Genomic DNA, 23,976 nt, shown 5'->3' on the forward strand with positions numbered 1-23,976 from the left:
CTAGCCCCAAGCCCTTCGTGTGGAAGAAGACCGCCGAAGAGATCCTCGATTCCCTCGCCCGATATCTACAACGCATTTCCGACGCAGGACACTAGCCGCCGAGGCCGCCGGCTCGCACGTGGTCGGTGTCCTCTCGCGCAACATGGTCGGCGAACGCTACCCAATGCACGCCAGCTCCACCGGCAAGGTCCTGCTGGCCGAGCAGCCCGTGGAGAAGCTCCGCCGAACCCTGCCCGAAGAACTCGAGGCGTTCACCCCGCACACCATCACCGACCGCGACGCCCTGTTCAAAGAGCTGGAGCAAGTCCGCGAGCAAGGCTTCGCCATCATCGACAACGAGCTCGAACCAGAACTGCTGTCACTGTCACGCCCAGTCCGCGACAGCGCGGGAACCATGGTCGCCATCCTCACCCTCAACGGCCCCCGCAGCCGCTTCGGCCGCGCCCACATCCCCGACGCCCTGCAGCAGATGCAAGACACCGTCGACCACCTCGCCGACCTCTTCTGGCGCGACTCCGCCAGCAACTGACGCAGCCTAGCCGGCCGGAGGCTCGTCAGACTGGAAGTTGTCGGAGAATTGAAGCCCTGCAACCCTCGACCAAGGCGCGGCGCTCGAAGCGTATGACGTCGCGGAGAGTCACGGCTCATCAATTTGCCGCTAGGTTTGTCGTATTACGAACGCCACTCTAATGATAGATTCTGTTAATCAATGGCACCTGAATCAGGGCTAGGTTTTTCTCCGGTGTGCCCGGCGACACGATCTGGCACGCTTCGGGACCAAGTCACGGCAGCGCGGGGATCACCGCGGGCCGATCAGCGCTGATTTGGGCTGTTGGAGGATTCGTGACCGCACCGACCTCACGAGTTGACCTCATTACGAGCGTGAGGCCGCGAGAACGACCGCCCGCGAGGACCTGGGACTCGAAAAGGGCTGACAAACTCTGGCCCCCGACGACCGGGCGCCGCACGCTGAGCGGTGCTTGAGACCGCCGCGTGGCGCCAGCGACCACCAAGACTGCGGGCCCCGATCTGATCCTTCGCGTCCACAGCGCCATGTTGCACTGTCACCCCTGGCATGGTCGGGACCTGTAGATATCGTCGATACGGCCGAGCAGGATCGGAGTGGCGTACCTGGCATGCCAAGCCAGTCGCCGCATTCGTAAACGCTCGCTGTCGCGCTCGCTCCACCGGACGAATCGCGAAGGGCACCACCCGGAGGACATACATGAGTGTCATCGACAACGACGTCGACCACCAGAGCGCCCTACGCCCGGAGATCGCTCTTTCTTGGCACCGCGCTCAACTCAGCGGCCTATCACCCGCGGCTGCCGACCTGCCGGTCGAGCAGGGCGCCGTGGACCGACGGAGCGCGTTGATGGTGGCGGCGCAGCCGGTTCTCGCCGAATTGGCCCAACAGCTAGATGGCGCCTCGTACTGCGTCGTGCTCGCTGATCGTCAGTCTCGCATCATGGAGTGCACAGCCGGGTCCACCCAGCTTCGCGAGCGCTTGGCCGCGCTCGGAGTGGTCCGCGGCGGAGTCTTCCGCGAGGAAACGACCGGAACCAACTCCATCGCCACGGCGCACGAGCTTAGGCAGGGCATCACTGTCCGTGGCTACGAGCATTACCTCGAAGCGTTCAAACCGTATAGTTGCTACGGCCAGCCGATCTTCCATCCGGCCACTCGACGACTCCAAGGCATCCTAGACATCACGTGCTCCGCCGGAGACGAATCGCCCCTGCTAAAACCGTTTCTGGGGCGGGCGGTCCAAGAGATCAGTGAACGTCTACTTGCTGCAGCTCGATACAGCCAGCAGCGACTGCTGAATGCCTTCCAGGTCGCGTGCTCCGAGCGGAGGCGCGCTGTGGTCGCATGTGGTGATGGTATGACGCTGGTAAGCGATTCAGCGGCCGAGCTACTCGAACCACACGACCACCTCAGATTGCGAGAACTCGCCACCGAGCTGATCGGGCGGGACTCGGCGAACATGACGGCCCCTCTCTCGCAGGACCTGCTCTTGTTCTCCGGTCGAAGTGTCACCGTGAGAGGCCATCGCGTCGACGGGGGCTGCGGTGTCCTTTTCGACCTCACACTAGAAGAAGCGCGTCTCGAACAGAGCACGTCCCGCCCGAGGCAAACCGAGCTGGCACGAGGGGAACCTCTTTACATCGGAGGCGAACCGGGCACAGGTCGCACCACACGTGCCCGGTCCATCGCACAGACAACAGGTCAAGTTGCCGTGTTCGACGCGGCCGACCTACTCACTGGAGACCCCGGGCTTTGGTGCGGTCGTCTTGAAGCCGCCGCGGCCAACGATTCCACCTCCATCGTGGTCGAGAACGTGCACGCCCTTTCTCACGCCTGTTCAACACGGCTTGCCCGCCTTGTCAACGACTCCCGGTCCCTCATGGTCGTCACTGGCCCACCCGTGTCCAACACAAGTGGGCACATCGCCGCGTTGGCGGCGTCGTGTCCGCAGCAGGTTGAGCTTCCGCGGCTGCGCGACCGGATTGACGAACTATCGCACCTCCTGCATGACATGCTCCGAGAAGCAGGAGCAGACGACACAGTCCGCTTCACGCCTGCTACGCACACCGCGCTCGCAGGGCACTCCTGGCCAGGAAACCTCCGCGAGCTCCGGGGGCTCGTCACCGCCATCCTTCGTGCCCGCAAGACAGGCGACATCACTCTCAATGATCTTCCCGCCGAGTACCGCACAAGCCACAGGTTGAGCCGACTCACTCCTCTTGAGCGCGCCGAGCACGACACTATTCGCGCCGTGCTTGAGCGTTGCGGCGGCAACAAGCTCCAGGCTGCCCGGGAACTCGGTATCAGCCGTACGACGCTCTACAACCGGATGCGCGCGCTCAAACTCTGAGCTCTGCACGGTCGCCGAGTGTCCAAAATCTTTACACTCGGTCACCCGCCCTGGCACCTAGCGTTCAGTGTGGTTCACACCGCACAGGCCAGAGGAGTCAGCATGGGCACCTACCCCGCGAACCAAGCAACAACGCGCGTCGGGCGCGCCTACGCGAGCGGGGTCTCAGCATGAGCACCCGCTACGACTACGTGATCATTGGCGGGGGCTCGGCTGGTTGCGTGGTGGCCACCCGCCTGTCCGAAGACGCGGACTGCAGGGTGCTGCTGCTCGAATCGGGCGGCCCCGACACCAGGCCCGACATCGCGGCGCCTCCCGCATGGCCCGCTCTTTGGGGCACGGACGTCGATTACGGCTACCGGACCGTTCCCCAAAGCGGTACTCGCGGTGCCGCGCACGACTGGCCCCGCGGACACGCACTCGGCGGTTCGCACAGCATCAATGCGATGGTTTACCTGCGCGGTCACCGCGACGATTTCGACCAATGGGCCAAACTGGGCTGCACTGGATGGGACTACGACTCGCTTCTCCCGTACTTCTGTCGGATGGAGACGACTTTCGGCCGCGATTCCCGTCTCCGCGGCACCGAAGGCCCGCTGCGGCCTGCTCCCTCGAGCGCGCCGAACCCGCTGTCGCGGGTGTTCGTCGAGGCCGCTGTGGCCGCCGGGTATCCACACACCGACGATTTCAATGGCGCCCATGGTGAAGGCGCAGGCTGGCACGACCTGTCCATCACCGCAGGACTGCGACAAAGCACCGCCGCGGCCTACCTTCACCCGGTACTCGACCAGCGACCCAACCTCACCGTCTCCACCTTCGCCCGCGCCCACCGCCTGCTGTTCGACGGCGACCGATGTGCCGGTGTCGAGTACCGGCAAGACGGTAAGACGCGAACCGTGCATGCTGACCGTGAGGTCGTTCTCAGCGCGGGCGCGGTCGACTCGCCCCGTCTGCTGTTGCTGTCCGGTGTTGGCCCCGCGGCGGAGCTCGAACAAGTCGGTGTCAAAGTCGTTCACGACCTCCCCGGCGTCGGCCGCAATCTCCACGACCACCCTCTTTGCAGCGTCATCTACGAAGCCACGCAACCGATCCCGCCCGGGGAGACCAATCACGCAGAGACCTCTCTGCTGTGGCGAAGCCATCCGGCGCTCAGCGGCCCAGACATGCAGCTGATGTTCATTCACACACCCTTCGGGCCGCCAAGCCTGCCAGCACCACCGAACAGTTTCACCTTCGGACTGGCGACGATCCCGGACGCTCGCGGGACTGTTCGGATCACCGGGCCGGATCCCGCCGCACAGCCAGTGATCGACCCGAACTACCTCGGCTCCGACAACGACGTGAAGCGCCTCGTTGACGCGGTCGAAGTGGCCCGTGAGATCGCCGCCGCTCCCCCCTTCGCCGCATGGCGCGGCAAGGAGGTCCACCCGGGGACTGACACACGCGACGCCCGCGGCCTGCGAGACTTCGTCTCCCGCGCGACAGGAACGTACTTCCACCCGGTCGGCACATGCGCAATGGGTACAGGGCCCGAGTCCGTGGTCGACCTCGATCTGCGCCTGCGCGGTGTACAGGGTCTGCGAGTCGCCGACGCTTCGGTTATGCCGCGCATCGTCTGCGTCAACACCAATGCCGCCACGATCATGATCGGCGAAAAGGCAGGCGACCTCATTCGTGCTGGCTCGTCCTGAAAGTTAACTTCGACAAAGGAGATTCATAGAAATGTCCACACTTCTTGATGGCGACGACTGGCAGGGTCGGATCTTCACCGGGGAATGGGTGAAGGGCAACGGCGGGACTTCCGCGACGGTTGAGCCGGCCACAGGTGTCACCCTCGCGCAGATCGGCTTGGCTGATGCCACCGACGTCTCCGAGGCCACTGCGCGCGCCCGGGCGGCCCAGCCCGAATGGGCTGCGGTCATCGGCCCTGAACGCGCGGCGCTGATTCGCAAAGCTGCGGCAATCCTCGCGGACAACCGCTCTGAATTCGAGACCTGGCTGATCCGAGAAGGAGGCTCCGTTCCTGGAAAGGCTGCCTTCGAGGTTGACCTCGTCCTCGGCGAGCTCTGGGAGGCCGCGGCCCTGCCCACGCAGCCGCACGGGCACCTACTTCCCGCCAGCGAAAGCGGCATGGAGAGCATCGCCAAACGTGTCCCGCTCGGTGTGGTCGGCGTGATCAGTCCTTGGAACTTCCCGCTGGTCCTCTCTATGCGTGCGGTCGTACCCGCGCTGGCGCTCGGCAACGCAGTGGTGCTCAAGCCCGATGTCCAGACCGCGGTGTCCGGGGGTGCGCTCGTGGCGCGGCTATTCGAGGAAGCCGGGCTGCCGGCCGGGTTGCTGCACGTGCTTCCGGGTGATGCGGAGCCCGGCGCTGCTCTGGTCGAGGACCCGAACGTCGCGATGATCTCGTTCACCGGCTCTACCGCGGTTGGACGCGAGATCGGCGCCAATGCAGGCCGCACCCTCAAGCGGGTATCCCTGGAGCTGGGCGGCAACAACGCGCTCATCGTGCTCGACGATGCGGACATCGAAGTGGCGAGTTCCGCCGGTGCGTGGGGTTCCTTCTTGCACCAGGGCCAGGTCTGCATGACCGCGGGCCGACACATCGTGCACGAGAACGTCGCCGACGAGTACCTCGAACGCCTTGCGAAGCGGGCTCACGCACTACCGGTCGGGGACCCGAACACCCAGCAGGTCGGCCTTGGACCGCTGATCAACGAGAACCAGCTGCGACGGGTCGACCGCATCGTCAACGAGACAGTCGACGCCGGCGCCCAGCTGCGCGCAGGTGGCAATTACGAAGGCCTGTTCTACGAGCCCACCGTGCTCGCCGGGGTGACCACCGACATGCCCGCGTTCCACGAAGAGATCTTCGGTCCGGTGGCCCCTGTCGTGGTGGTCCGCAACGCGGACGAAGCGGTCGAGGTCGCAAACTCCACCGAATACGGTCTCGTCGCAGCAGTACAGACCGCCTCGCTCGAGCGAGGCAAGGAGCTCGCCCAGCGCCTGCGGACCGGCATCGTGCACGTCAACGACCAGACCCTCAACAACGACGCCTACGCACCGTTCGGCGGTACCGGCGCCTCGGGCAACGGGGCCAGGTTCGGCTCTCAGAGCAGCTGGGACGAGTTCACCCAGTGGCAGTGGGTGACTTACCGCGGAACCCCGCATCCGTTCCCATTCTGAGTTGAACAGCGTTGACTGCCGGAGCCGGCCTACGCGGCTCCGGCAGTCAACACGCTTATCGGATATCAGGTAGTACGCGAGGTACGAGGCGGGAGCGAGCTGGCAAGACTGACGCAGCGGGTTCTCCAGTACCCCCTTTTCCGACCAAGGAGGAGCCCGTTCATCGCACCGCTGGAAACCAGAGACAGTGGGACAGCACCGCTACGGCACTGCAGGCGCACGTACGTGGCGAGCTGAGAACGCCAGCTGCGCACCTCGGCGTGTCCGGAACTGCGAAACGCGACGAAACCAACAGGAATCCCGGTTTGTTAGTGCGTCCGGGGTCGAACAGTCATCGCCCGAAAGATCCCTCGGCTTTGACGTGGGTGGACGAGGACCCCTCACGCAGGTGTAAGCCGCTTACCGGACGGCGGTCGGCGAGCCAGCCAGCGCCAAGGTCGCTCGCCGGACCGTCTCGAACGCTGCGCTGCCCTCGCTGACGGAGGCCACCTTGGCACCGTCGAAAAGCGCCATGACGACCCTGGCCACTTCCGTACGCTCCTTCAGAGTGGGAGCGTCCACATTACGCACGAAGTAGTCGAGCACGAGTTCTCGGTGCTCAGCGACGATTTCGGATGCCCGACTCTCCGAGTCAAGGCCCTCGGCCGCCGCATTGATGAAGCAACAGCCCCGGTAGCCGGGCCGATCGGCTGCCATCGCCGCGTGATCGAACACCGCGGAGATCCGGTCCGTACCGGGAGGCGTGTCACGTTCGATGCGCTGGAGGTCTTCACGCGCCTGACTGGCCTGATGACGCAGATACGCCTCGATGAGCTCGTTCTTCGACCGAAAATGCGCATACAACGTCGCCTTGGCGACCTTCGCCTCATCGATCACCTTGTCGACGCCGACCGCCCGCACTCCCTGCGTGTAGAAGAGCCCTGACGCTGTGTTCAGGATGCGGTCTCGCGCTGTCATGCCGCCGGATACCTTCCGCATGCCTTGACTTTAACAGACAGTTCTGTCTAGCATCGCCCTGCGATTAGACAGACCTGTCTGTACAGTTGGCTCGGAGGACCATTCAGTGCAACCCTTGGAGAACGAGAACAGTGGCCAGCCCTACGACCTGGCGGTCGTAGGGGCCGGGAGCGCTGCCGAGGCGGCTGCAGCAGAAGCACGGCGGCGTGGCAAGTCGGTCGTGCTGGTGGAGCGCGGTCTTATCGGCGGCACGTGCTCGAGCGTTGGCTGCGTACCCTCGAAGTCTCTGCTCGCTGCCGCCGCTGTCCGAGCGACAGCCGAGGGGTCCCGCTTCCCCGGTATCAGCACCTCAGCGGGGCCGGTCGACCTGGCACAGCTCGTCGCCGACAAGGACGACATGCTCGCCCAGGTTCGGCAGCTGCACCACGTCGAGAAGCTGGCCGCGGACGACATTGACGTCCTTGAAGGCTCCGCGGCCTTCACGGGGTCTCCCGGCCGGCCAGTCCTCGTCGTCACCGCTCTCGACGGCACCGAAACGCGCCTCGTCCCCGACCAGATCGTCATCGCCTCCGGCGCCCAACCCGTGATCCCCGAGATCCCAGGCCTCCGGAACACCGACTATCTCACCTACGCCTCCGCGATGGCACTCGACCACGTGCCCGAGTCGCTGCTCGTGATTGGTGGGAACGCCGTTGGCCTGGAGCAGGCGCAGCTCTTCGCCCGGTTGGGAGCCAAGACCACTGTCGTCGAGATCGCCCCCAGGATTGCGCCGAACGAGGACCCAACCTTGTCAACCGCCCTGGAACAGGCACTCGGCGAAGAAGGAATCGCCTTCCGCACGGCAACAACACTCACTCGCGTCCAGCAAACCCGCACCGGTGTCATCGCAACGGTCGTCTTCGCCGGGGAAACCCGGACCATCACCGCGGAAAAGATCCTCATCGCCACCGGCCGTCTACCGGCCACTGACGGGCTCAACCTCGCTGCCGTCGGCGTGGACACCGGACGTCGCGGCGAAGTTGTCGTGGACGAGCAGCTTCGCACCGATAACCCGCGAATCTGGGCCGCCGGCGACGTCACTGGTAATGCCCAGTTCGTCTACGCGGCGCACGCTCAAGGCACCATCGCTGCAGCCAATGCACTCGGCGACGAGAAGGACACCCTCGACTACGCCGCCCTCCCCCGCGTCACCTTCACCTCACCCGCCCTCGCTGCCGTCGGCATGACTCCTGCGGAGGCCGAGGCCGCCGGGCAGGAGTACGAATACCGCGAACTCCCCATGCAATTCGTTCCCAGGGCGATTCTGGAGCGCAAGGCCAACGGTGTGCTCAAGCTGATCTCGGAACCGAGCACTCAACGGCTGCTCGGCGTCCACATGGTCGGCGACGAAGCCGGCGACATCATCACCGCAGCCACCTACGCTCTCACCGCCGGCCTCACCACACAACAACTCGCCACCACCTGGGCTCCGGCATTCACCATGGGCGAGTCACTGAAGCTCGCCGCCCAGCTCCCGCCCATCGCTGGCCAATAGGTGCGGCAAGGCTGGCACCAAGCCCCTGCCCGAGGAGAGGCTTCCTCTCAGACTCCAGTCCTGTGTGACGTCCGAAGTGAAGACTTCAGTCATAAGGCAAAGCTTCCCCTCGTGGGCTATCCACTTCGTCCTCAGTAGACCGATCCTTCATCCAGGAGCCGAGAGTTCACGTGTGCACACTCAACCGTGACGTCCACACTCGATGTCGCCCTCTGATCATCGCCGGCGGTGTGGCCGCCGCGATCGTCGCCGCCAGCACAACCAATGCCGTTCTGGCGCTTCTCGCCCGCGCGGCGAACGTGCCCGACGACTTCCAGCCACTGACTCCGCGGTCGTACATCTTCCTAACCGCCGTGGGTGTCATCTTGGGGGCGGTCGGCTGGGCGTTGGTGCGCCGAGCGTCGAAGAAACCTGGGCACCTACTCCGGTGGCTGGTTCCAATCGTGGTCGGGGCGAGTTTCGTCCCCGATTTCCTTCTGTTCGAAGACGGCGGCGCTGTCGGAGTCGCTGCGCTGCTACTCATGCACGTAGCCGTGGCTTCAATCGGAGTAGTCGCTTACCGAATCGTCATGCCACTGCCAGCCAGATGAGCTCTTGCCGTCCTGGCCGTCCCGCTCCCCGGCACCACGAGCGTCCGCCACCTCCGCGCCCGGGGCATCCGCCTGACCGACGAGCAAGTGCGCCGGTTGAGCGGGCTCGTCTGACGTGCCGCGAAACGTCCGCCCGGCCGATGCCGGGCGGACGCTTCGCGCGGGCGTGTCGTCACAGGCGCGCGGTCGTGGTGGTGGAGATGTCGAGCACGCTCGACCCGATGTGCAGGGTGTACTCGCCCGGCTCGAGCTGCCAGCCGTCGTCCCAGTGGGCGAGGTCACGGTCCTGCACCGGGACGCGCACCCGCACGGCTTGGCCGGCTTGGGCGCGGACGGTGGCGAAGCCGACGAGCCAGCGAACGGGCCGGTCGACGGTGGAGTCGGGTCGGGAGGCGTAGACCTGCACGACGTGCTTGCCCGCTCGGTCGCCGGTGTTGCGCGCGGTCAGTTCGACCGCGGCGACGCCCTCTGTGAACTCGGTGGTGGTGACTCCGGTGAGCTCCCAGGTCGTGTACCCGAGTCCGTGACCGAACGGGTAGGCAGGTGTCGTCCCGGCGCGCAGCCAGGCGCGGTAGCCGATGTGGAGGTCCTCGTCGTAGGCGAGCGCCCCGTCTACGGGGGTCACGTCGAGCACCGGGACGTCGTCGATGGCGGCCGGCCACGTGGTGGGCAGCCTGCCGCCGGGCTCGCGGGCACCGGTGAGGAGGTCACCGACGGCCGCGCCGTACTCCTGGCCCGCGAAGTAGTTGAGTACGATCGCCGCGGCCTGTTCCCGCCACGGCAGCAGCACCGGGGAACCCGAGTTGACCAGCACGACCGTGCGCGGGTTGGCCGCCAGCACCGCCCGCACCAGGTCGTCCTGGCGCCCGGGCAGGTTCAGGTCGGCCCGGTCGTAGCCTTCCGATTCCACGCGGGAGTTCGTGCCCACCACGACCACCGCGACATCGGCCTCGGCGGCGGCGCGGGAGGCCTCGGCGATGAGGTCGTCGGCGTCCATGTCCGCCGGTTCGGTGCCGATGGTGATGCTCAAGGCGTTGCTCAGGCCGCCGTCCATCCGCTGCGGGCTGAACTCCACGCGCAGCCGCACGCTGCGCCCGGAGCGGAACTGCACCGGTGCCGACACCGCCGGTGGTGACAGGAAGGCTGCGCCGAGGTCGGTCCCGATGGCCTGCGCGGTCTGCTCGGTGAGCAGCTCGCCGTCGATGAGCACCCGCCCGGTGCCCACCGATGCAAAGCCGATGCGCTGCGGGCCGGATTCGGTCGGTGTGTAGTCGGTTTCGAACACCAGCGTCGTCATCTCGCCGATGGGCGCATCGCCGCCGAAGTAGACCAGTCCGCTGGCCAGCCGGTCCTCGGTGAACAGGACCGCGCCGTCGGCGTCGAGCATCTCGACCCGCGCCCCGGGCTCGCCGGTGACGGGGTTGCGCATCGCGTCGCGGTCGAGCTCGGCTAGCCCCTCCTGCACGATCGCGCCCAGCGAGTACGACACCTCCGCGTCGGGGAACGCCGCCCGAACGCCCTCCAGCGGCGACACGATGCGCTCCGGCAGCACGGTGGCGCTGCCGCCGCCCTGGGTGCGCGCGTGCAGCGCGTTGTGGCCGATCACCGCGATGCGAGCGGGGTCCGCCAGCGGCAGGAGCCCGTCGTTGGCCAGCAGGACCGAACCCTCGACGGCGGCCTCGCGGGCGAAAGCCACACCGTCCTCCCGGTGTTCGGGCTCGGTGGGCTCGAACCCCTCCAGCGCTCCGACGCGGGCGGCCAGGCGCAACAGGCGGAGCACCTTGCGGTCGATGGCGGCCTCGTCGACGGCACCGCTGCGCACCGCCTCGACCAGCGCAGCACCCCACGGCCCGTCCGGGCCGGGCATCACCAGGTCCTGGGAGTGCTTCGCGCTCTCCACGCTGCGCACGGCCGTCCAGTCGCTGATCACCACGCCGTCGAAACCCCACTCGCTGTTGAGCGGGGTCTCCAGCAGCTCGTTCTCGGTCGCCGTGGCTCCGTTGATCGAGTTGTAGGCGCTCATCACCAGCCACGCCCCCTCCCGCACCACCGCGTCCTCGAACGCCCGCAGGTAGACCTCCCGCAACGCGCGGTCGCTCACCCGCACGTCGACGGTGAACCGGTCGGTCTCGAAGTCGTTGGCCACGTAGTGCTTCGGCGTGGCCCCCACGCCGTTGTCCTGCACGCCCCGCACGTAGGCCGCCGCCAGGTGCGCGGTCAGCAGCGGGTCCTCGCTGAACGCCTCGAAGTGCCTGCCGCCCAGCGGGGACCGGTGCAGGTTGATCGTCGGCCCCAGCACCACGTCCACCCCCTTGCGACGGGCCTCCACCGCGGCCACCGCGCCGTAGCGGGCGGCGATGCCGGTGTCCCAGGACGACGACAAGGAGCTGGCCGACGGCAGGTTCAACGACGGCGAGCGCTCGTCCCACACCTCACCGCGCACCCCGCTCGGACCGTCCGAGACCACCATCCGCCGCAACCCGATCTCCTCGATCGGCCACGTCGTCCAGAAGTCCCGGCCCGTCAGCAACCGGACCTTGTCCTCCAAGGTCAGTTTTGCCAGGCACTCGGACAGCAGCGAGGGGTCCGGGTTGTTGTACTGGGTCACAGTGATCCTTCCAATCGTGCGGGCGCAGGCAGCTCGACGTCGGGGAACCGCGGATCCTCCTCGCGCGGGATGAACGCGGCAGCTCCCAGCCCAGTGACCACACGCGCGGCAGCTAAAAACGCAAAGTTTGGCGCCACCGCACTGCCCACACCGCCCAGAACCATCAACCCAAGGCCGATCAGCAGCACCGACCTGCGGTTCACCACCCCCACCAGCATCGCCACGATCGGTGAACCCAGGCCGAACACCAGGGTGAAGAGCGTGACGAGCATGCCAACGGCGGGTTCACCTACGTCCAACTCGCCAGCGATCGGCGCGCTGATCCCCACCACCATCGGCGCGGCAGCCACCACAGCGAAGTAGGCCAAGGCAAGGGCGAGCAGAGCAGGAGTCCTCGAGCGAAACTCCACGAGACCGCCTTTCAGAGCCGAACGTTCACTTAGTTTACAATACGCACCGTCTCGTATTTAATCTAGGTTGGCAAGAACCAGGCTCCGCCGTCCTCCCGGAGGCGACATTGCAGCCTTCCACGACGGGGCATGCCCGTCAGGTGTCACGTATCTCGCGATCGGAGTTGTGCAACGTGTCCGACACCTACTACGAACTGGGTGAATACCGTCGTCCGGTGACGAGCTCGTCAACCCAGGCCCAGTTGTGGTTCGACCGCGGGCTGCTGTGGGCGTACTGCTTCAACCACGAAGAGGCGGCTCGCTGCTTTGAGACGGCAACCCAGCACGACCCCCACTGCGCAATGGCGTACTGGGGCATCGCCTTCGTCAAGGGCACCAACTACAACAAGGCGTGGCGACTTTTCGACCGCGCCGACTTGGAAACGTCGATCAGCTCCGCGAAGGCCGCACTCGAAAGCGCCAGCAAGGCTGTCTCGCAGGCCACACCTCTCGAGCGCGGCTTGGTCGAAGCACTCTTCGCCCGGTTCCCATCAGGCCCAACTCCCGCGACGATGGAGGATTTCCACCGCCTCGATGTCGCGTACGCAGAAGCGATGCGCCCGGTGCATGAAGCTCACCCCGAGGACTTGGATGCGGCGGCGTTGTTCGCGGACGCACTGATGTGCGTCAGCCCTCGAGCCTTGTGGGACTTGGACAGCGGCGAACCCGTGGGCTATGGAACGGTCGAGGCGAGGGGCGTGCTCGAACGCGCCATGAGCAACCCCGGTGGTGATCGGCATCCCGCCTTGAACCACCTGTACATCCACGTCATGGAGATGTCGCCCCATCCTGAACTCGCGCTACCGGCTGCCGACCGCCTGCGACACCTTGCTCCTGATGGGGGGCATCTGGCGCACATGGCCACCCACATCGACGCTGCCTGTGGTGACTGGCGTCAAGTCGTGGAATCCAACGGTGACGCGGTGACTGCCGACGACAAGTACTTTGCCCAAAGCAATTCCGCAGGCTGGTACTCGGTATATCGCATGCACAACCTCTGCGTTCGTGCTTACGGCGCCATGATGGCCGGCAAGTCCCACGAGGCGCTGCAGGCCGCGCGGCGCCTGGAAGGCCTCATCACGCCCGAACTCCTCGAGATCGACAGCCCCCCGATGGCCGACTTGGTCGAGAGCTATCGCGCCACTCTCGCACACGTTCTGATCCGCTTCGGCCGCTGGCACGAAGTGCTCGCTCTCGAGCTACCCGAAGACCAGGAGTTGTTCTGCTCGACCACTGCGATGGTGCATTACGCCCGCGGCGTCGCGTACGCCGCGCTTGGCCGGATCAGGGAAGCTGAGCGCGCCCGTGTGGAATTCCGTGCGGCCTGCCTCACTGTGCCCGACACTCGGCTCAATGCGGTGCCAGCTAAGGAAGTCGACGTCCTCAAAGTCGCATCCGGCATGCTCGATGGCGAACTGGAGTACCGCAAGGGCAATTTCGAGGAAGCCTTCGCCGCCCTGCGCCATGCCATCGAACTCGAGGATGCACTCCCCTATACCGATCCCCCAGCCTGGCTGCAACCCGTCCGCCACGCTTACGGCGCGCTCCTGATGGAGCAAGGGCACACGGAGGAAGCAGCTGCAGTCTACCGCGCGGACCTCTACCTCGATCGCTCGCTGGCTCGCAGGCGTACGCACCCCAACAACGTATGGAGCCTGCACGGATTACACGAATGCCTGACCCAACTTGGCCGTCACGAGGATGCTCAGCAGATCGAACTCGCACGCGACATCGCGATCGCCTCAGCTGACATCGAAATCTCGGCGTCGTGCTTCTGTCGCCTGAGCGCCTCGCGCGCCAACGAAACCGCGTGTTGCGGCACAAGTTGGGAATGAACCGAAGTCGATTGAATCCAGTTCACACTTTTCGGTCGGATTCTTTCGCCCCGCTTCCTGGGGCCAATTAGATTGCTGAGCGGACCATTCATATCACGTGCATGAATGGTCCGGTCGGCATCACTCTCAGAGAAAGCGCGCTCTGCCCATTCCACGGAGACCACTGGCCGAACCTCAAGACGGCCAGCGAAGTAGACTTAGACCCATGAAAGGCAGACCGCGCGACCCCGCCGTCGGAGCCGCCATCCGGCAAGCGGCGCTCGACCTCGTCAAAGAACTCGGCTACCGAGGCACGACGATGGAAGGAATCGCTCACCGGAGCGGCGCCTCAAAACAGGCAGTCTACCGACGGTATTCGTCCAAAGGCGATGTGCTTCTGGATGCGCTCGACTCCCTGGCGCGAGAGACCTTTCCAGAACCCGATTCAGGTAGCCTCCACGACGACCTGCTCGTTCTCGTCCGAGCGAGCTTTGCCGCCCACCGCAATTACAGGGGCGCGTTCAGCCAGGCACTCGTCGTGGAAGCGGCGCAAGAACCGGCGTTTGCCCAGCGAGCTGCCGAACTCGTGCTCGAACCCCGCCGGCAGGCATTTCATGTGATTTTCAACCGAGCAAGAGAACGCGGCGAGGCCACCTACCCGAACAACGACGAACTGATCGACCTCATCCTCGGCCCCATGTGGTACGCCCTCCTCTTCGATTTGGACAAGCTCACAGATTCCTACGCGGAATCAATCACGCGCGTAGTCGTTGCCGCAGCGCGTAGCATTTAATCTTGGCGCCCACAGACCATGTAGCCACGCATCGTTTCGGAGAACGACGTCGAACTCCACGGCTTCCACGTGCTCACGGTAGTCAGGATGTCGGCGCGCCACGTTCGGCCAGCGTGCCGTCCGAGTGCTGATCGCCCATTGGTCGCGCGTTGAGCGTTGTCAACGCGAGCCCTCCGGCCAGGATCAACAAACCTGCCGCCACCACGAGAGCTGTGCTGTACCCGGCGACGAGAACGCCTCCGGCCTGGACATCGGCGTGATTCTGCGAGGCGGACACCGTTGCCGCGACACTGGCGAGCACGGCTAGACCGAGGGCGACCCCGATCTGCTGGGCCGAGTTGAGCAGAGCCGATGCAATGCCGGCTTCATCCGAGTCGACCCGGTAGACCGCCGCCTGGGTGAGTGCCATAACGCCGAGACCGAAGCCGAGAGCGAGAACGAACATCGCCGGCGCCAGGTGCAACCAGTAACTCGTTTCGACAGCGATGGCGGAGAACCAGAACGCGGCCAGAGCGCTCAACAGCGCACCGAATCCGGCCACGAAACGCGGAGCGACAAGCAGCAGCAGCTTCGGAGCGCTGCCAGCACTGAACACGAGCCCTACCGCGAACGGCAGCCACGCCGCTCCCGCGAGTAGTGGGCTGAACTGCAGCACCTTCTGCAAGTAAAGAGTGACCACGTAGAACGTGCCCATCGGACCGATGGCCAGCAGCAGCATGGTCGCGTAGGCGCCGGTGCGATTGCGGTCCCGAAAGAGGCTCAGCGGCACCAGGGGATTACGACTGCGCCTCTGCGTGATGATGAACGCCGCCATGAGAACCGCCGCCGCACCGAGCAACGAGGCCGCGATCGGGTCCGTGAAACCGTCCTCGCCGAACCGCGTGATGGCGTAGACGAGGGCGACCATTCCACCGGTTCCCACGACAGCACCCGTGACGCCCAGTTGCCCGCTGTGGCGCCTGGTGCCGATGAGCGTACGACTGCCAAGGAGCACCAGTAGTCCGACCGGAACGTTGATGAAGAACACCCAGCGCCAGCCGAGTGTGCCGGTCAGGATCCCACCGAGCAGCAGGCCGACGACAACGCCGAGGCCGGACATCGCACCGTAGAGCGACAGGGCCGTGTCCCTCGTCTTGCGATCCGGAAATGTGGTCGTGATCAGCGCCAGGGCGTTTGGCGCAGTCAGAGCCGCACCCACCCCTTGCGTCGCACGCGCGACGATGAGCATCTCAGTGTTCTGCCCGAAACCTCCTGCCAATGAGGCGATCACGAAGATCGTGATACCCAATCGCAGGATTCGGCGCTGCCCCCACAGGTCACCCATCCGGCCACCTAGGAGCAGCAGGGCACCGAAGGCGAGGATATAGGCGTTGACCACCCACGGCAGGTGCACCGCGCCCACCCCCAATGCCGCCTGAATGCTCGGCAGGGCGATGTTCACGATCGAGTCATCGAGCACCAGCATCAGCTGAGCCGTCGCGATCACCAGCAGCGGGATCAGACCGCCCGCCGTTCTCGTTGTCACACCTTCTCCTTTGCACGCAAACGGACGTTCGCGTGACCACCCGGGACGCCTCGGCAAATCTTGCGGTTGGTGGGCACCAAGACGAGCAGATACCCCCTGGGGGTATTTATACCCCCAGGGGGTATCTGAGTCAACTTGCGTGAAGGTCAGGCCGGACGCGTTAGCCTGATCGTCATTCCGATGCCATCACCGGCGGAAACTCCTCGACCTCGGGCGCACGAGCGGCGGGCGCCGGTGTCTCCACGACACGCGGGGCGGGGTTGCGATTCACCAGCAGGCGCAACACGTCCGGCCGCGAGTAGTGACCGACCGGATCCGCCGCAGACTTGGCGATCGCGATCAGTGCCGGGTCCAAGTCGGCGTACAGGATGCCTTCCTCGTCCTCGCGCAACGGCTCGGCCAGCGGTGAGCCCTCAGGGCCGTAGATGCGTGCGAACCCACCCCCGAGCTGCAACAGCTGCTTCTTGGCGTCGGTATCGCAGAACAGCTCCTGAGCCGCCTCTCCGATGACCGCCGTCGGTGCGACGACGAACGTCTGCCCCTCGACCGCGTACATCAGACTGGCCGCGGTGTTCACCTCGGGCGACAGGGCACATGCCGCGCCCCGGTAGATCGAGAAGCTCGGCCAGGCACCGACGTGGATCTGCTCGTCCATGCTGTACATCGCGTACTTCGTCAACGGCTGCAGGTGCTCCCAGCAGTTGAGTCCGCCGATCCGCCCCAGCGGCGTGTCGTGGACCTGCAGGTCGCTGCCGTCACCCTCACCGAACACCGTTCGCTCCACGTGCGTGGGCTTGAGCTTGCGCCGAACAGAGATGAGCTCGCCTGTGTCGGAGATGAACGCCTGCGCCATGTACAAGCTGCCGGCCGCGCGCTCGCTGAACCCCAGCACGGCATGGATGCCGTAACGGGCCGCGGCGTCGGTGATCCGCTGCATCTCCGCGCCATCACGGGTCATAGAGTTCTGGGCATAGCGCGGAACGTAGGCCATGCCGGCCGCAGGGGAGTCCAGCCAGATCCACCAGGGATAGCCGGGAATGAAGGTTTCACCGAACGTGACGAGCTGCGCTCCGCCTTCGGCGGCCTGACCGATCAGCTCGATCGCCTGGTCAACCCCAGCGTTGAGGTCGAGCCAGGCCGGCTCAGCCTGCACCGCTGCCACACGAACATTGCCCTGCATGATGCCTCCTGAAACATCGCCAACAGCGTGATGGCTGTCACGATGCGCGGAGTCCGCGGTGCACGGTTGACCGAACGTGCCAGCGTTACTGACCAGCCGTGCCGCATCGGCGGCGATATTCGGCAGGTGTTTCCCCCGTAGCAGCCCGGAACGCCCGGTAAAACCCCGATTCAGTCTCAAAACCGCAAGCCGTAGCCACCCACCCGACGGGCCGGGAACGGTCTGCCGCCAGGAGCTCTCGAGCTCGCTCAATACGCATCCGCCGAAGCCGCGTAGCAGCACCCTCGTCGCCGAGGATCCGATACAGCGTTCGCCGCGAAACATTGCACGCCTTCGCAACTGCGTCCGCGTCGAGCGACGGATCGAACAGGTTGCGCCGCAAAAAGTCGAGCACGCGCTGGCGCACCAACGTCTCGGCCGCGTCGTGCGCAGGAGCCGATCCACCCGCATAAGTCGCCGCCGCCGACAACAAGCCGAGCGCATGCGGCACCAGGCCGACGCCCCCATCGGGCGAAGTCGCGACCGTGTCGGACAACGACCGGAAGAACGCTGCCACGACCGCACCGGGAGTCCCGGTGCCGAGCGTTCGGCTGGTCAGACCTCGCGTGTCGCGCACCCACAGTTCGCGCTTGGGCACCTGCACCACCAGTTGGTGGAACGGGTCGTCGAAATGCAACGCGTAAGGCCTGGTGCTGTCGTAGAACGCCATCTCGCCCGCCGACAACTCCGCGATCCGGCCGTCCTGCTCGACTCTGCCTCGACCTTCTACTTGAATGCTCGCCAGCAGGTACTCCTCGGTACCTTCGGCGATGAGACCACTCGTGCGACGAACATGCTGGCCGCCCGCGACCACGGTAGACAGTTCGACGTCACCGACCGGGACGTGCTCAATCGAACCGGTGAACCGTGCCCCCTCCACTGGTTCGGCGACCAACCGCACGAACGTCGCGCAGATCATCTCCCGCCAGTAGGCAAACGCGTCCCGCTCACCCACCTCAGCTGTGCTGAGCTGGGCATACCGATGACGATCGACGACTCTGGACACGGGTGAAGTATCACGCCCGGCACATACGCGTGTCCAGAACCACACCCGATCTGCGAGGCCATCGAGGATCCTCCCCAGCGGACACACCCCCAGCTACCCGATGCACCCATCCCGGGTTCGCACTGGATAGCTCAACTATCCATGACACTCATGTTTGAGGTTGCATTAGTCCGTGACGTGCCCTACCGTAGTTCTCACGGTTCCTGGCAGAACATCCGTGAGAGGTATTCCCGTGTCCACTTCCGCATCTGCGCCTTCGCAGTTCCCCGTCCGCGTCTTCGGCGGCCCAACCGCCCTGTTCGAGTACGGTGGCCTGCGCTTCCTGACCGATCCAACCTTCGACGGTCCCGGCGACTACGAAAGCGCCGGCCCGGTCCTGACCAAGACCAGCTCCCCGCAAGGCACCCCGGCCGATCTGGGCCGCGTCGACGTGGTGCTGCTCTCCCACGACGAGCACGCCGATAACCTCGACAACACCGGCCGCGCCCTCCTCTCCGAAGTCCCCCTGACGCTTACCACTCCGAGCGGAGGCGAGCGCCTAGGTGACAAGGCCAAGGGCCTGTCTGATTGGGAGGCCGTCGAGCTGGATCGGCCCGGCGGAGGCAAGGTCATCGTCACAGCCGTTCCCGCCATCCACGGTCCAGCTTCCCGTGAAGAGGTCGAGCCGTTCGCCGGACAGGTCGTGGGCTTCGTGCTCACCGGCGAAGGACTGCCGACTGTGTACGTCAGCGGCGACAACGCCTCGCTCGACCTGGTTCGCGAGATCGCCGGTCGTTTCAGCCCGATCGACACCGCCATCCTCTTCGCTGGGGCGCCCCGCTTCTCGATGCTCTTCGACGGCGAACCAGTGGTACTCGACAGCGCTGGAGCAGCCGAAGCGAGCCGGATCCTCGACGCACGCCGCGTCGTCCCGGTCCACTTCGAAGGTTGGGCCCACTTCACCGAAGGTCGCGACGACCTGAACCAGGCCTTCAGCTCAGCCAACCTGGCCGACCGCCTCGACTGGGGCAACAACTGACCCGCTCGACGAGGAAATCGCCGAAACGGCGGGGTCTCCTTCACATTCGGCGGGGACCGGATACCGGGGCCCGCCGAACCGACCGCGACCAGCGAGGATTCTATGTCCGCCGCAGAAAACGCGCATCTGGTTCATCGTTTCTACAAGGCCCTAGAGGAGGGCGCCTACGCGACTGTGACCGACATGGTCCACGACGACTTCGTCTTCTACGGCCAGATCGACACGCCCCGCCCCGGAGCCGAGGGATTCCTCGCCGCCGAAAAGAGGAACGTCGAGGCATTCGCCGGGATCAGCATGACGGTCGAGCGGACCGTCGCCGACGATGACCAGGTCGGCGCCTACGTCATCGTCGAAGGCGACCAGACCGGCGAGTTCAACGGCATCCCACCGGCAGGCTCCCACATGAGGTTCTCGATGTTCAATCTGTTCACCTTCCAGGACGGAAAGATCATCGAAAAGCGCGCCCACTACAACACGCTCGACATCATCAATCAGCTCAAGCGCTGACCACGGCAAGCACACCAAGCCGACTCGAACTCGGGATTTCGTTCCGTTCCCGACTCCGAGTGGTGATGTTCGTGAGCTCCGCGGCAACGACGGTTTTGAGAACGAGCAACCGGTTCCAGGGTCGCCGAGGTCAGACGCTCGCCAACACCGTGGAGCACACCCGCGGCAAGCACGGTCAGCTCAGTCCTAGGGACAGGGTCTGTCAGACAGGGCTGCCCCTGTGCTTGTGGTGGGTGGAACACACTTGCCGCGTTCCACCCACCACAAATCAGCAGGCCGTGAACGAAAGCAATACCTGCCCGTTTCAGCCCTAAGGCCTGGTCAGTGCGCGGCTTCGCCCTGCACCGCCGAGGTTCCGAGGTCGCTCTTTTCCAAGGACTTCTGCCCGGACACGGCTGCGGTCCAGGTTTCGGTGTCGGACACGGCTGCCCAATTGGAGTGGAGAAGGACCATCAGCGTCTCGTGAACCTGCTGCGCCGAGACCTTCCCAACCTCATTCGCGAGGTGGACGGCACCAGTAGCATCCGACAACACTTCGACGGTGAAGCCGAGCGGCTCGGCCGCCGCGGCGGTGGCGAGCACGCAGTTGTTCGTCATGTACCCGACCAGGGTGAGAGTGTCGATCTCGTTGGCGCGGAGCCAGTCAGTCAGATCACCGACGGTGAACACGCTGGAGAATCCCTTGACCACGTGCTTCGACGCCGCCTTCGCCCGGCGCTCGATCTCGGGGTGCAGCTGCCAGCCCTCGGTTCCAGGCGCGAAAACCGGTGCCCCCTCCGGGAATTCGTGCTGAATGGTGATCACAGGCAGTCCCGCATCAACGGCACTGTCCATCACGCGCACGATCCGGGCCAGGGACTCGTCGCGGTGCGGGTACTGGATGGTCAACGGCCCTTGGAAGTACTCCTGCTGGACATCGATGACGACAAGAGCTCGGCGTGGGGCGCTCACTGCGAAATCCTCCTCAGATGATCGGCATAACGGCGGATGCACCGTCACCACCCATGCTGCTGACCGCCACTGCGATAGCGTGAGTGGCATAGATGCCCATCTTCGATGAGATCAGGCCAACAATGCGGATCACCATCCACGTCTTCGACGGGATCACGACGTTCCACCTCGCCGCACCACTGCTCACCTTCGGCGAGGTTTCCCGCCAGAACCTCGCCGAAGGTTGGACCACCACCGTCTGGAGCTCAGATGGGCGGCCCGTGCGCGCCGACGAAGGGGTCGTGATCGACGATCTCGTCGGCCCCGATATGACTGCGTCGGCCGACGTCCTGGTATTTCCGTCGTGGCCCGTGCACCTGCCAGCACCCGAGCCGACCTTTGTCGACCGCATCCGCGAGGCGCACGCGCGCGGCGCGACGATCATCGGGCTCTGCCTCGGCGCATTCCCGGTGGTCGCCAGCGGGATCCTCGACGGTCGGACCGCGACCACCCACTGGGCCGCCGCCACTGCTCTGGCCGAACAGTACCCAACCGTGCAAGTACAGGCCGACGCGCTCTACCTCGATCACGGCGACGTCCTCACCTCTGCAGGCACCGCCTCCGCCCTCGACGCCTGCCTCCACCTCATTCGAACCCGACTCGGGTCGACAGCAGCCACCACCATCGCCCGTCACCTCGTCATCGCTCCCCACCGCGACGGTGACCAGGCCCAATACATTGAACGACCGCTCTCTAACAGCGCCGACGGCCCAATGGGCAAGACAATCACGTGGGCTCTGGCCAACCTCAACCAACCCCTCGCCGTTGAGGACCTAGCCGCCCACGCGTCGATGAGCCCGCGAAATTTCTCACGTCGCTTTCGCGAAACCACTGGCTTGAGCCCCGCGCGGTGGGTCCTAATCCACCGCCTCGACGAAGCACGCCGACTCCTCGAGACGACCACCTGGAGCATTACCCGCATCGCCGAAGCCTGCGGGTTCGCGAGTACCGTGACGTTCAGGCAGAACTTCACCACTCACTTCAACACCACCCCCAGTTCCTACCGGCACCGGTTCACCACGACCTCATGACTCGACCTGGGAAAACGGCGTGTCCTCAGGTCCTTGTGGATCTGGCGATTCACCGCGCCGTGCCTCGTAGATCTCACGGGCTTGGGTCTTGACCTGCCGGAGCACCTTCCGCTCTGCTTCCGGCAGCACGGTGTGTAACTCCCTCCGGAAGTGACGGAGGTACTGCTTACGCCACGTGCTCTCCCAAAAAACGCCGAACGGAATCATTCGGCACCTCGCTCATGTATCAGACGGCCGTCGATGTAGGTGAAATCCACCTGCATGTCGCGGATCTCCTCGACGGGGCAAGTGACGATGTCGCGATCGAGCACCAGGACGTTGGCGCGCTTCCCGACCTCGATACTGCCTTCCTCAGAATCGCGTCCCGACGCATGGGCAGCGTTGATCGTGTAGGCGCGCAGCGCCTCTGCGGCGGTGATCGCTTCCTCGGAATCCACCTCGTTGCCACTGTGGGTCTTGCGGTTGACGGCGGTGGCCATGATGGCGGCGGGGCTGAACGTCCCACACGGGTGGTCGGAGGCGAGGCTGACGCGGACGCCGGCGTCGATCATGCTTCGGACCGGCAGCACACGGAGATGCCGCTGGCGCTCGCTTCGCCACAATTGGAAGACGTCGCCCCAGAAGTAGCCGAGGCCCGGGTTGGCCACCAGATCGACGCCGAGGGAAGCCAGACGCTCACCCTGCCTCGGATCAGCGACGAAAGCGTGTTCCATACGCAGAATCGAGTCCGTGCCTGAGGCACGGCGGACGGCTTCGTAGGCATCCAGCACCGTGTCAACCGCACAGTTGCCCATCGCATGGATCGCGGTCCCGATGCCGAGTTCGCTCGCACGGGTCGCGAGCTCACGTACCTCGCTCTTGGAGTAAAACGGAGTGCCCACGTGACGTGTACATCCATCGTGGATCTCGTCGATGGCCGGACCGTCCGGGTAGGCGCGATCGACGAAGATCTTCATCGTTCCACCGCGCAGCATGGCGCTGGCTGGCTGTTTGATCCGGTCGATGGCATCACCGCGGCGAAGGTCCTGCATGGCGAAGAAGTGGTCGCCCCCGTGCAGTTGCTGGACCGTCAGCGGCAGCATTCCCGCAGCGTCAGCCCGGCGGTACAGTTCCGCAGCTGCAGGGGTGACCAAAGCGTCCCCGACACCAGTCAGCCCAACGGACGTGTACTCCGTCATTTTCGCGTTGAGGAGGGTGACGGCCCGTTCCCAGTCACGTGATGCCTGTTCTTCCCATGAAGCGGAGTAGAGGAGGTTGGTTGCCGTTTCCAGGAGAGTGCCGGTGGGCTCACCGTTGTCGTACGTCTCGATCAGGCCACCCCACGGCTGGGGAGTATGCGCATCGATGCCGACCTCGGCGAGGGCACGGCTGTTCGCGATGCCCATGTGACAACTCGCGTCCATCAGGAAAAATGGGTTGCCCGGTACTACCTCGTCCAGCTCGTACCGGCTGGGATTGCGCTGCTCCCGGATGTTGCCTTCGTGGAATCCCATCCCGACGACCCATTGTCCCGGAGGAATCTCACGGACATGTCGATGGATCGCATCGAGGACCTCGTCCAACGTGGTCAGCGGCGGTGTCGTGCAGTCGACGTGTAGCGGTGCGAACGCCGCTATGCTGAGGTGGTTGTGGGCATCGATGAAACCTGGAACGACGGCGCGGCCATTCACGTCGACGATCTCGGCGTCTGAAGCTGCCGCCGCACGAACCTCGTCGCTCGTGCCGATCGCGATGATGCGACCCGCGCCCATCAACAAGGCTGAGGCGACCGCGTCCCGCTCGTCGAGCGTCCTGACTTTTGCGTTGACAATCGCGACTTCACGATTTTGTTCCATCACTTTCTCCCGTTCGCAGGCAATACTGCCGTTCCA

General features: G+C 65.1%; 19 protein-coding genes. 11 read left to right on the forward strand and 8 right to left on the reverse strand.

The window, feature by feature from the left end; genetic code table 11:
- Positions 1-142 precede the first annotated feature (142 nt).
- The 4 genes from AB0J78_RS20100 to AB0J78_RS20115 all read left to right on the forward strand — a co-directional run bounded on the left by AB0J78_RS20100 (position 143) and on the right by AB0J78_RS20115 (position 6,064).
- Complete coding sequence (locus tag AB0J78_RS20100; protein WP_363791131.1) at positions 143-529, forward strand: IclR family transcriptional regulator C-terminal domain-containing protein; 387 nt, start codon at positions 143-145, stop codon at positions 527-529.
- A gap of 696 nt (positions 530-1,225) precedes the next feature.
- On the forward strand, positions 1,226-2,878 hold the full coding sequence (locus tag AB0J78_RS20105; RefSeq protein WP_363791134.1) for a helix-turn-helix domain-containing protein: 1,653 nt from the start codon (positions 1,226-1,228) through the stop codon (positions 2,876-2,878).
- 170 nt (positions 2,879-3,048) lie between these two features.
- Entirely contained in the window at positions 3,049-4,569 is a 1,521-nt protein-coding gene (locus AB0J78_RS20110; protein WP_363791137.1) for a GMC family oxidoreductase N-terminal domain-containing protein, read from the forward strand.
- Between the two features lie 31 nt (positions 4,570-4,600).
- Positions 4,601-6,064: a benzaldehyde dehydrogenase gene (locus tag AB0J78_RS20115; RefSeq protein WP_363791139.1), complete on the forward strand. Its 1,464-nt coding sequence runs from the start codon at positions 4,601-4,603 to the stop codon at positions 6,062-6,064.
- Between the two features lie 399 nt (positions 6,065-6,463).
- On the opposite strand, the gene AB0J78_RS20120 is transcribed toward AB0J78_RS20115, so the two are convergent.
- The gene (locus AB0J78_RS20120; protein ID WP_363791141.1) at positions 6,464-7,042 is read right to left on the reverse strand and encodes a TetR/AcrR family transcriptional regulator; all 579 of its coding nucleotides are present in this window, start codon (positions 7,040-7,042) and stop codon (positions 6,464-6,466) included.
- Positions 7,043-7,136: 94 nt separating this feature from the next.
- Between AB0J78_RS20120 and merA the strand changes: the two genes are divergently transcribed.
- Together merA and AB0J78_RS20130 are read left to right on the forward strand one after the other, a co-directional pair.
- The gene (merA, locus tag AB0J78_RS20125) at positions 7,137-8,555 is read left to right on the forward strand and encodes a mercury(II) reductase (RefSeq protein ID WP_363791144.1); all 1,419 of its coding nucleotides are present in this window, start codon (positions 7,137-7,139) and stop codon (positions 8,553-8,555) included.
- A 230-nt stretch (positions 8,556-8,785) separates the two neighbouring features.
- Positions 8,786-9,145: a DUF6069 family protein gene (locus AB0J78_RS20130; RefSeq protein WP_363791146.1), complete on the forward strand. Its 360-nt coding sequence runs from the start codon at positions 8,786-8,788 to the stop codon at positions 9,143-9,145.
- Between the two features lie 172 nt (positions 9,146-9,317).
- Here the strand turns inward: AB0J78_RS20130 and AB0J78_RS20135 are convergent, their stop codons facing one another.
- Positions 9,318-11,753, reverse strand: coding sequence for a glycoside hydrolase family 3 C-terminal domain-containing protein (locus AB0J78_RS20135; protein WP_363791148.1), 2,436 nt, complete (start codon positions 11,751-11,753; stop codon positions 9,318-9,320).
- Entirely contained in the window at positions 11,750-12,163 is a 414-nt protein-coding gene (locus tag AB0J78_RS20140) for an MFS transporter (RefSeq protein WP_363791150.1), read from the reverse strand. The genes AB0J78_RS20135 and AB0J78_RS20140 overlap by 4 nt, the downstream gene beginning before the upstream one ends.
- A gap of 173 nt (positions 12,164-12,336) precedes the next feature.
- Here AB0J78_RS20140 and AB0J78_RS20145 point away from each other — a divergent pair, with 173 nt between their 5' ends.
- Both AB0J78_RS20145 and AB0J78_RS20150 read left to right on the forward strand, forming a co-directional pair.
- A complete protein-coding gene (locus AB0J78_RS20145; protein WP_363791152.1) occupies positions 12,337-14,037 on the forward strand; it encodes a hypothetical protein in 1,701 nt (566 codons plus the stop codon).
- Between the two features lie 205 nt (positions 14,038-14,242).
- On the forward strand, positions 14,243-14,809 hold the full coding sequence (locus AB0J78_RS20150) for a TetR/AcrR family transcriptional regulator (protein WP_363791154.1): 567 nt from the start codon (positions 14,243-14,245) through the stop codon (positions 14,807-14,809).
- Between the two features lie 82 nt (positions 14,810-14,891).
- Here AB0J78_RS20150 and AB0J78_RS20155 read toward each other — a convergent pair whose 3' ends face one another.
- From AB0J78_RS20155 to AB0J78_RS20165, 3 genes are all read right to left on the reverse strand, one after another.
- Positions 14,892-16,334: an MFS transporter gene (locus tag AB0J78_RS20155; RefSeq protein WP_363791157.1), complete on the reverse strand. Its 1,443-nt coding sequence runs from the start codon at positions 16,332-16,334 to the stop codon at positions 14,892-14,894.
- 172 nt (positions 16,335-16,506) lie between these two features.
- A complete protein-coding gene (locus tag AB0J78_RS20160) occupies positions 16,507-17,514 on the reverse strand; it encodes a carbon-nitrogen hydrolase family protein (RefSeq protein WP_363791158.1) in 1,008 nt (335 codons plus the stop codon).
- Positions 17,515-17,599: 85 nt separating this feature from the next.
- Positions 17,600-18,559: an AraC family transcriptional regulator gene (locus tag AB0J78_RS20165; protein ID WP_363791160.1), complete on the reverse strand. Its 960-nt coding sequence runs from the start codon at positions 18,557-18,559 to the stop codon at positions 17,600-17,602.
- A gap of 232 nt (positions 18,560-18,791) precedes the next feature.
- Here AB0J78_RS20165 and AB0J78_RS20170 point away from each other — a divergent pair, with 232 nt between their 5' ends.
- Positions 18,792-19,577, forward strand: coding sequence for an MBL fold metallo-hydrolase (locus AB0J78_RS20170; protein ID WP_363791162.1), 786 nt, complete (start codon positions 18,792-18,794; stop codon positions 19,575-19,577).
- A gap of 102 nt (positions 19,578-19,679) precedes the next feature.
- Positions 19,680-20,084: an ester cyclase gene (locus AB0J78_RS20175; RefSeq protein WP_363791164.1), complete on the forward strand. Its 405-nt coding sequence runs from the start codon at positions 19,680-19,682 to the stop codon at positions 20,082-20,084.
- Positions 20,085-20,405: 321 nt separating this feature from the next.
- Here AB0J78_RS20175 and AB0J78_RS20180 read toward each other — a convergent pair whose 3' ends face one another.
- Entirely contained in the window at positions 20,406-21,086 is a 681-nt protein-coding gene (locus AB0J78_RS20180; protein ID WP_363791166.1) for a cysteine hydrolase family protein, read from the reverse strand.
- 41 nt (positions 21,087-21,127) lie between these two features.
- Here AB0J78_RS20180 and AB0J78_RS20185 point away from each other — a divergent pair, with 41 nt between their 5' ends.
- Positions 21,128-22,105 (forward strand): helix-turn-helix domain-containing protein, encoded by a 978-nt coding sequence (locus AB0J78_RS20185; RefSeq protein ID WP_363791168.1) that lies wholly within the window; start codon positions 21,128-21,130, stop codon positions 22,103-22,105.
- Positions 22,106-22,308: 203 nt separating this feature from the next.
- Here the strand turns inward: AB0J78_RS20185 and AB0J78_RS20190 are convergent, their stop codons facing one another.
- On the reverse strand, positions 22,309-23,940 hold the full coding sequence (locus AB0J78_RS20190; RefSeq protein ID WP_363791170.1) for an amidohydrolase: 1,632 nt from the start codon (positions 23,938-23,940) through the stop codon (positions 22,309-22,311).
- Between the last annotated feature and the right edge of the window lie 36 nt (positions 23,941-23,976).

It is taken from the genome of Saccharopolyspora sp. NPDC049426, assembly GCF_040676935.1.
In the GTDB taxonomy this organism is placed as follows: domain Bacteria; phylum Actinomycetota; class Actinomycetes; order Mycobacteriales; family Pseudonocardiaceae; genus Saccharopolyspora.

Coding starts and splice junctions, on each gene's coding strand:
- AB0J78_RS20100 (WP_363791131.1), top strand. CDS start 143: ATGGTCGGCGAACGCTACCCAATGCACGCCAGCTCCACCGGCAAGGTC.
- AB0J78_RS20105 (WP_363791134.1), top strand. CDS start 1,226: ATGAGTGTCATCGACAACGACGTCGACCACCAGAGCGCCCTACGCCCG.
- AB0J78_RS20110 (WP_363791137.1), top strand. CDS start 3,049: ATGAGCACCCGCTACGACTACGTGATCATTGGCGGGGGCTCGGCTGGT.
- AB0J78_RS20115 (WP_363791139.1), top strand. CDS start 4,601: ATGTCCACACTTCTTGATGGCGACGACTGGCAGGGTCGGATCTTCACC.
- AB0J78_RS20120 (WP_363791141.1), bottom strand. CDS start 7,042: ATGCGGAAGGTATCCGGCGGCATGACAGCGCGAGACCGCATCCTGAAC.
- AB0J78_RS20150 (WP_363791154.1), top strand. CDS start 14,243: ATGAAAGGCAGACCGCGCGACCCCGCCGTCGGAGCCGCCATCCGGCAA.
- AB0J78_RS20160 (WP_363791158.1), bottom strand. CDS start 17,514: ATGCAGGGCAATGTTCGTGTGGCAGCGGTGCAGGCTGAGCCGGCCTGG.
- AB0J78_RS20175 (WP_363791164.1), top strand. CDS start 19,680: ATGTCCGCCGCAGAAAACGCGCATCTGGTTCATCGTTTCTACAAGGCC.
- AB0J78_RS20185 (WP_363791168.1), top strand. CDS start 21,128: ATGCCCATCTTCGATGAGATCAGGCCAACAATGCGGATCACCATCCAC.
- AB0J78_RS20190 (WP_363791170.1), bottom strand. CDS start 23,940: ATGGAACAAAATCGTGAAGTCGCGATTGTCAACGCAAAAGTCAGGACG.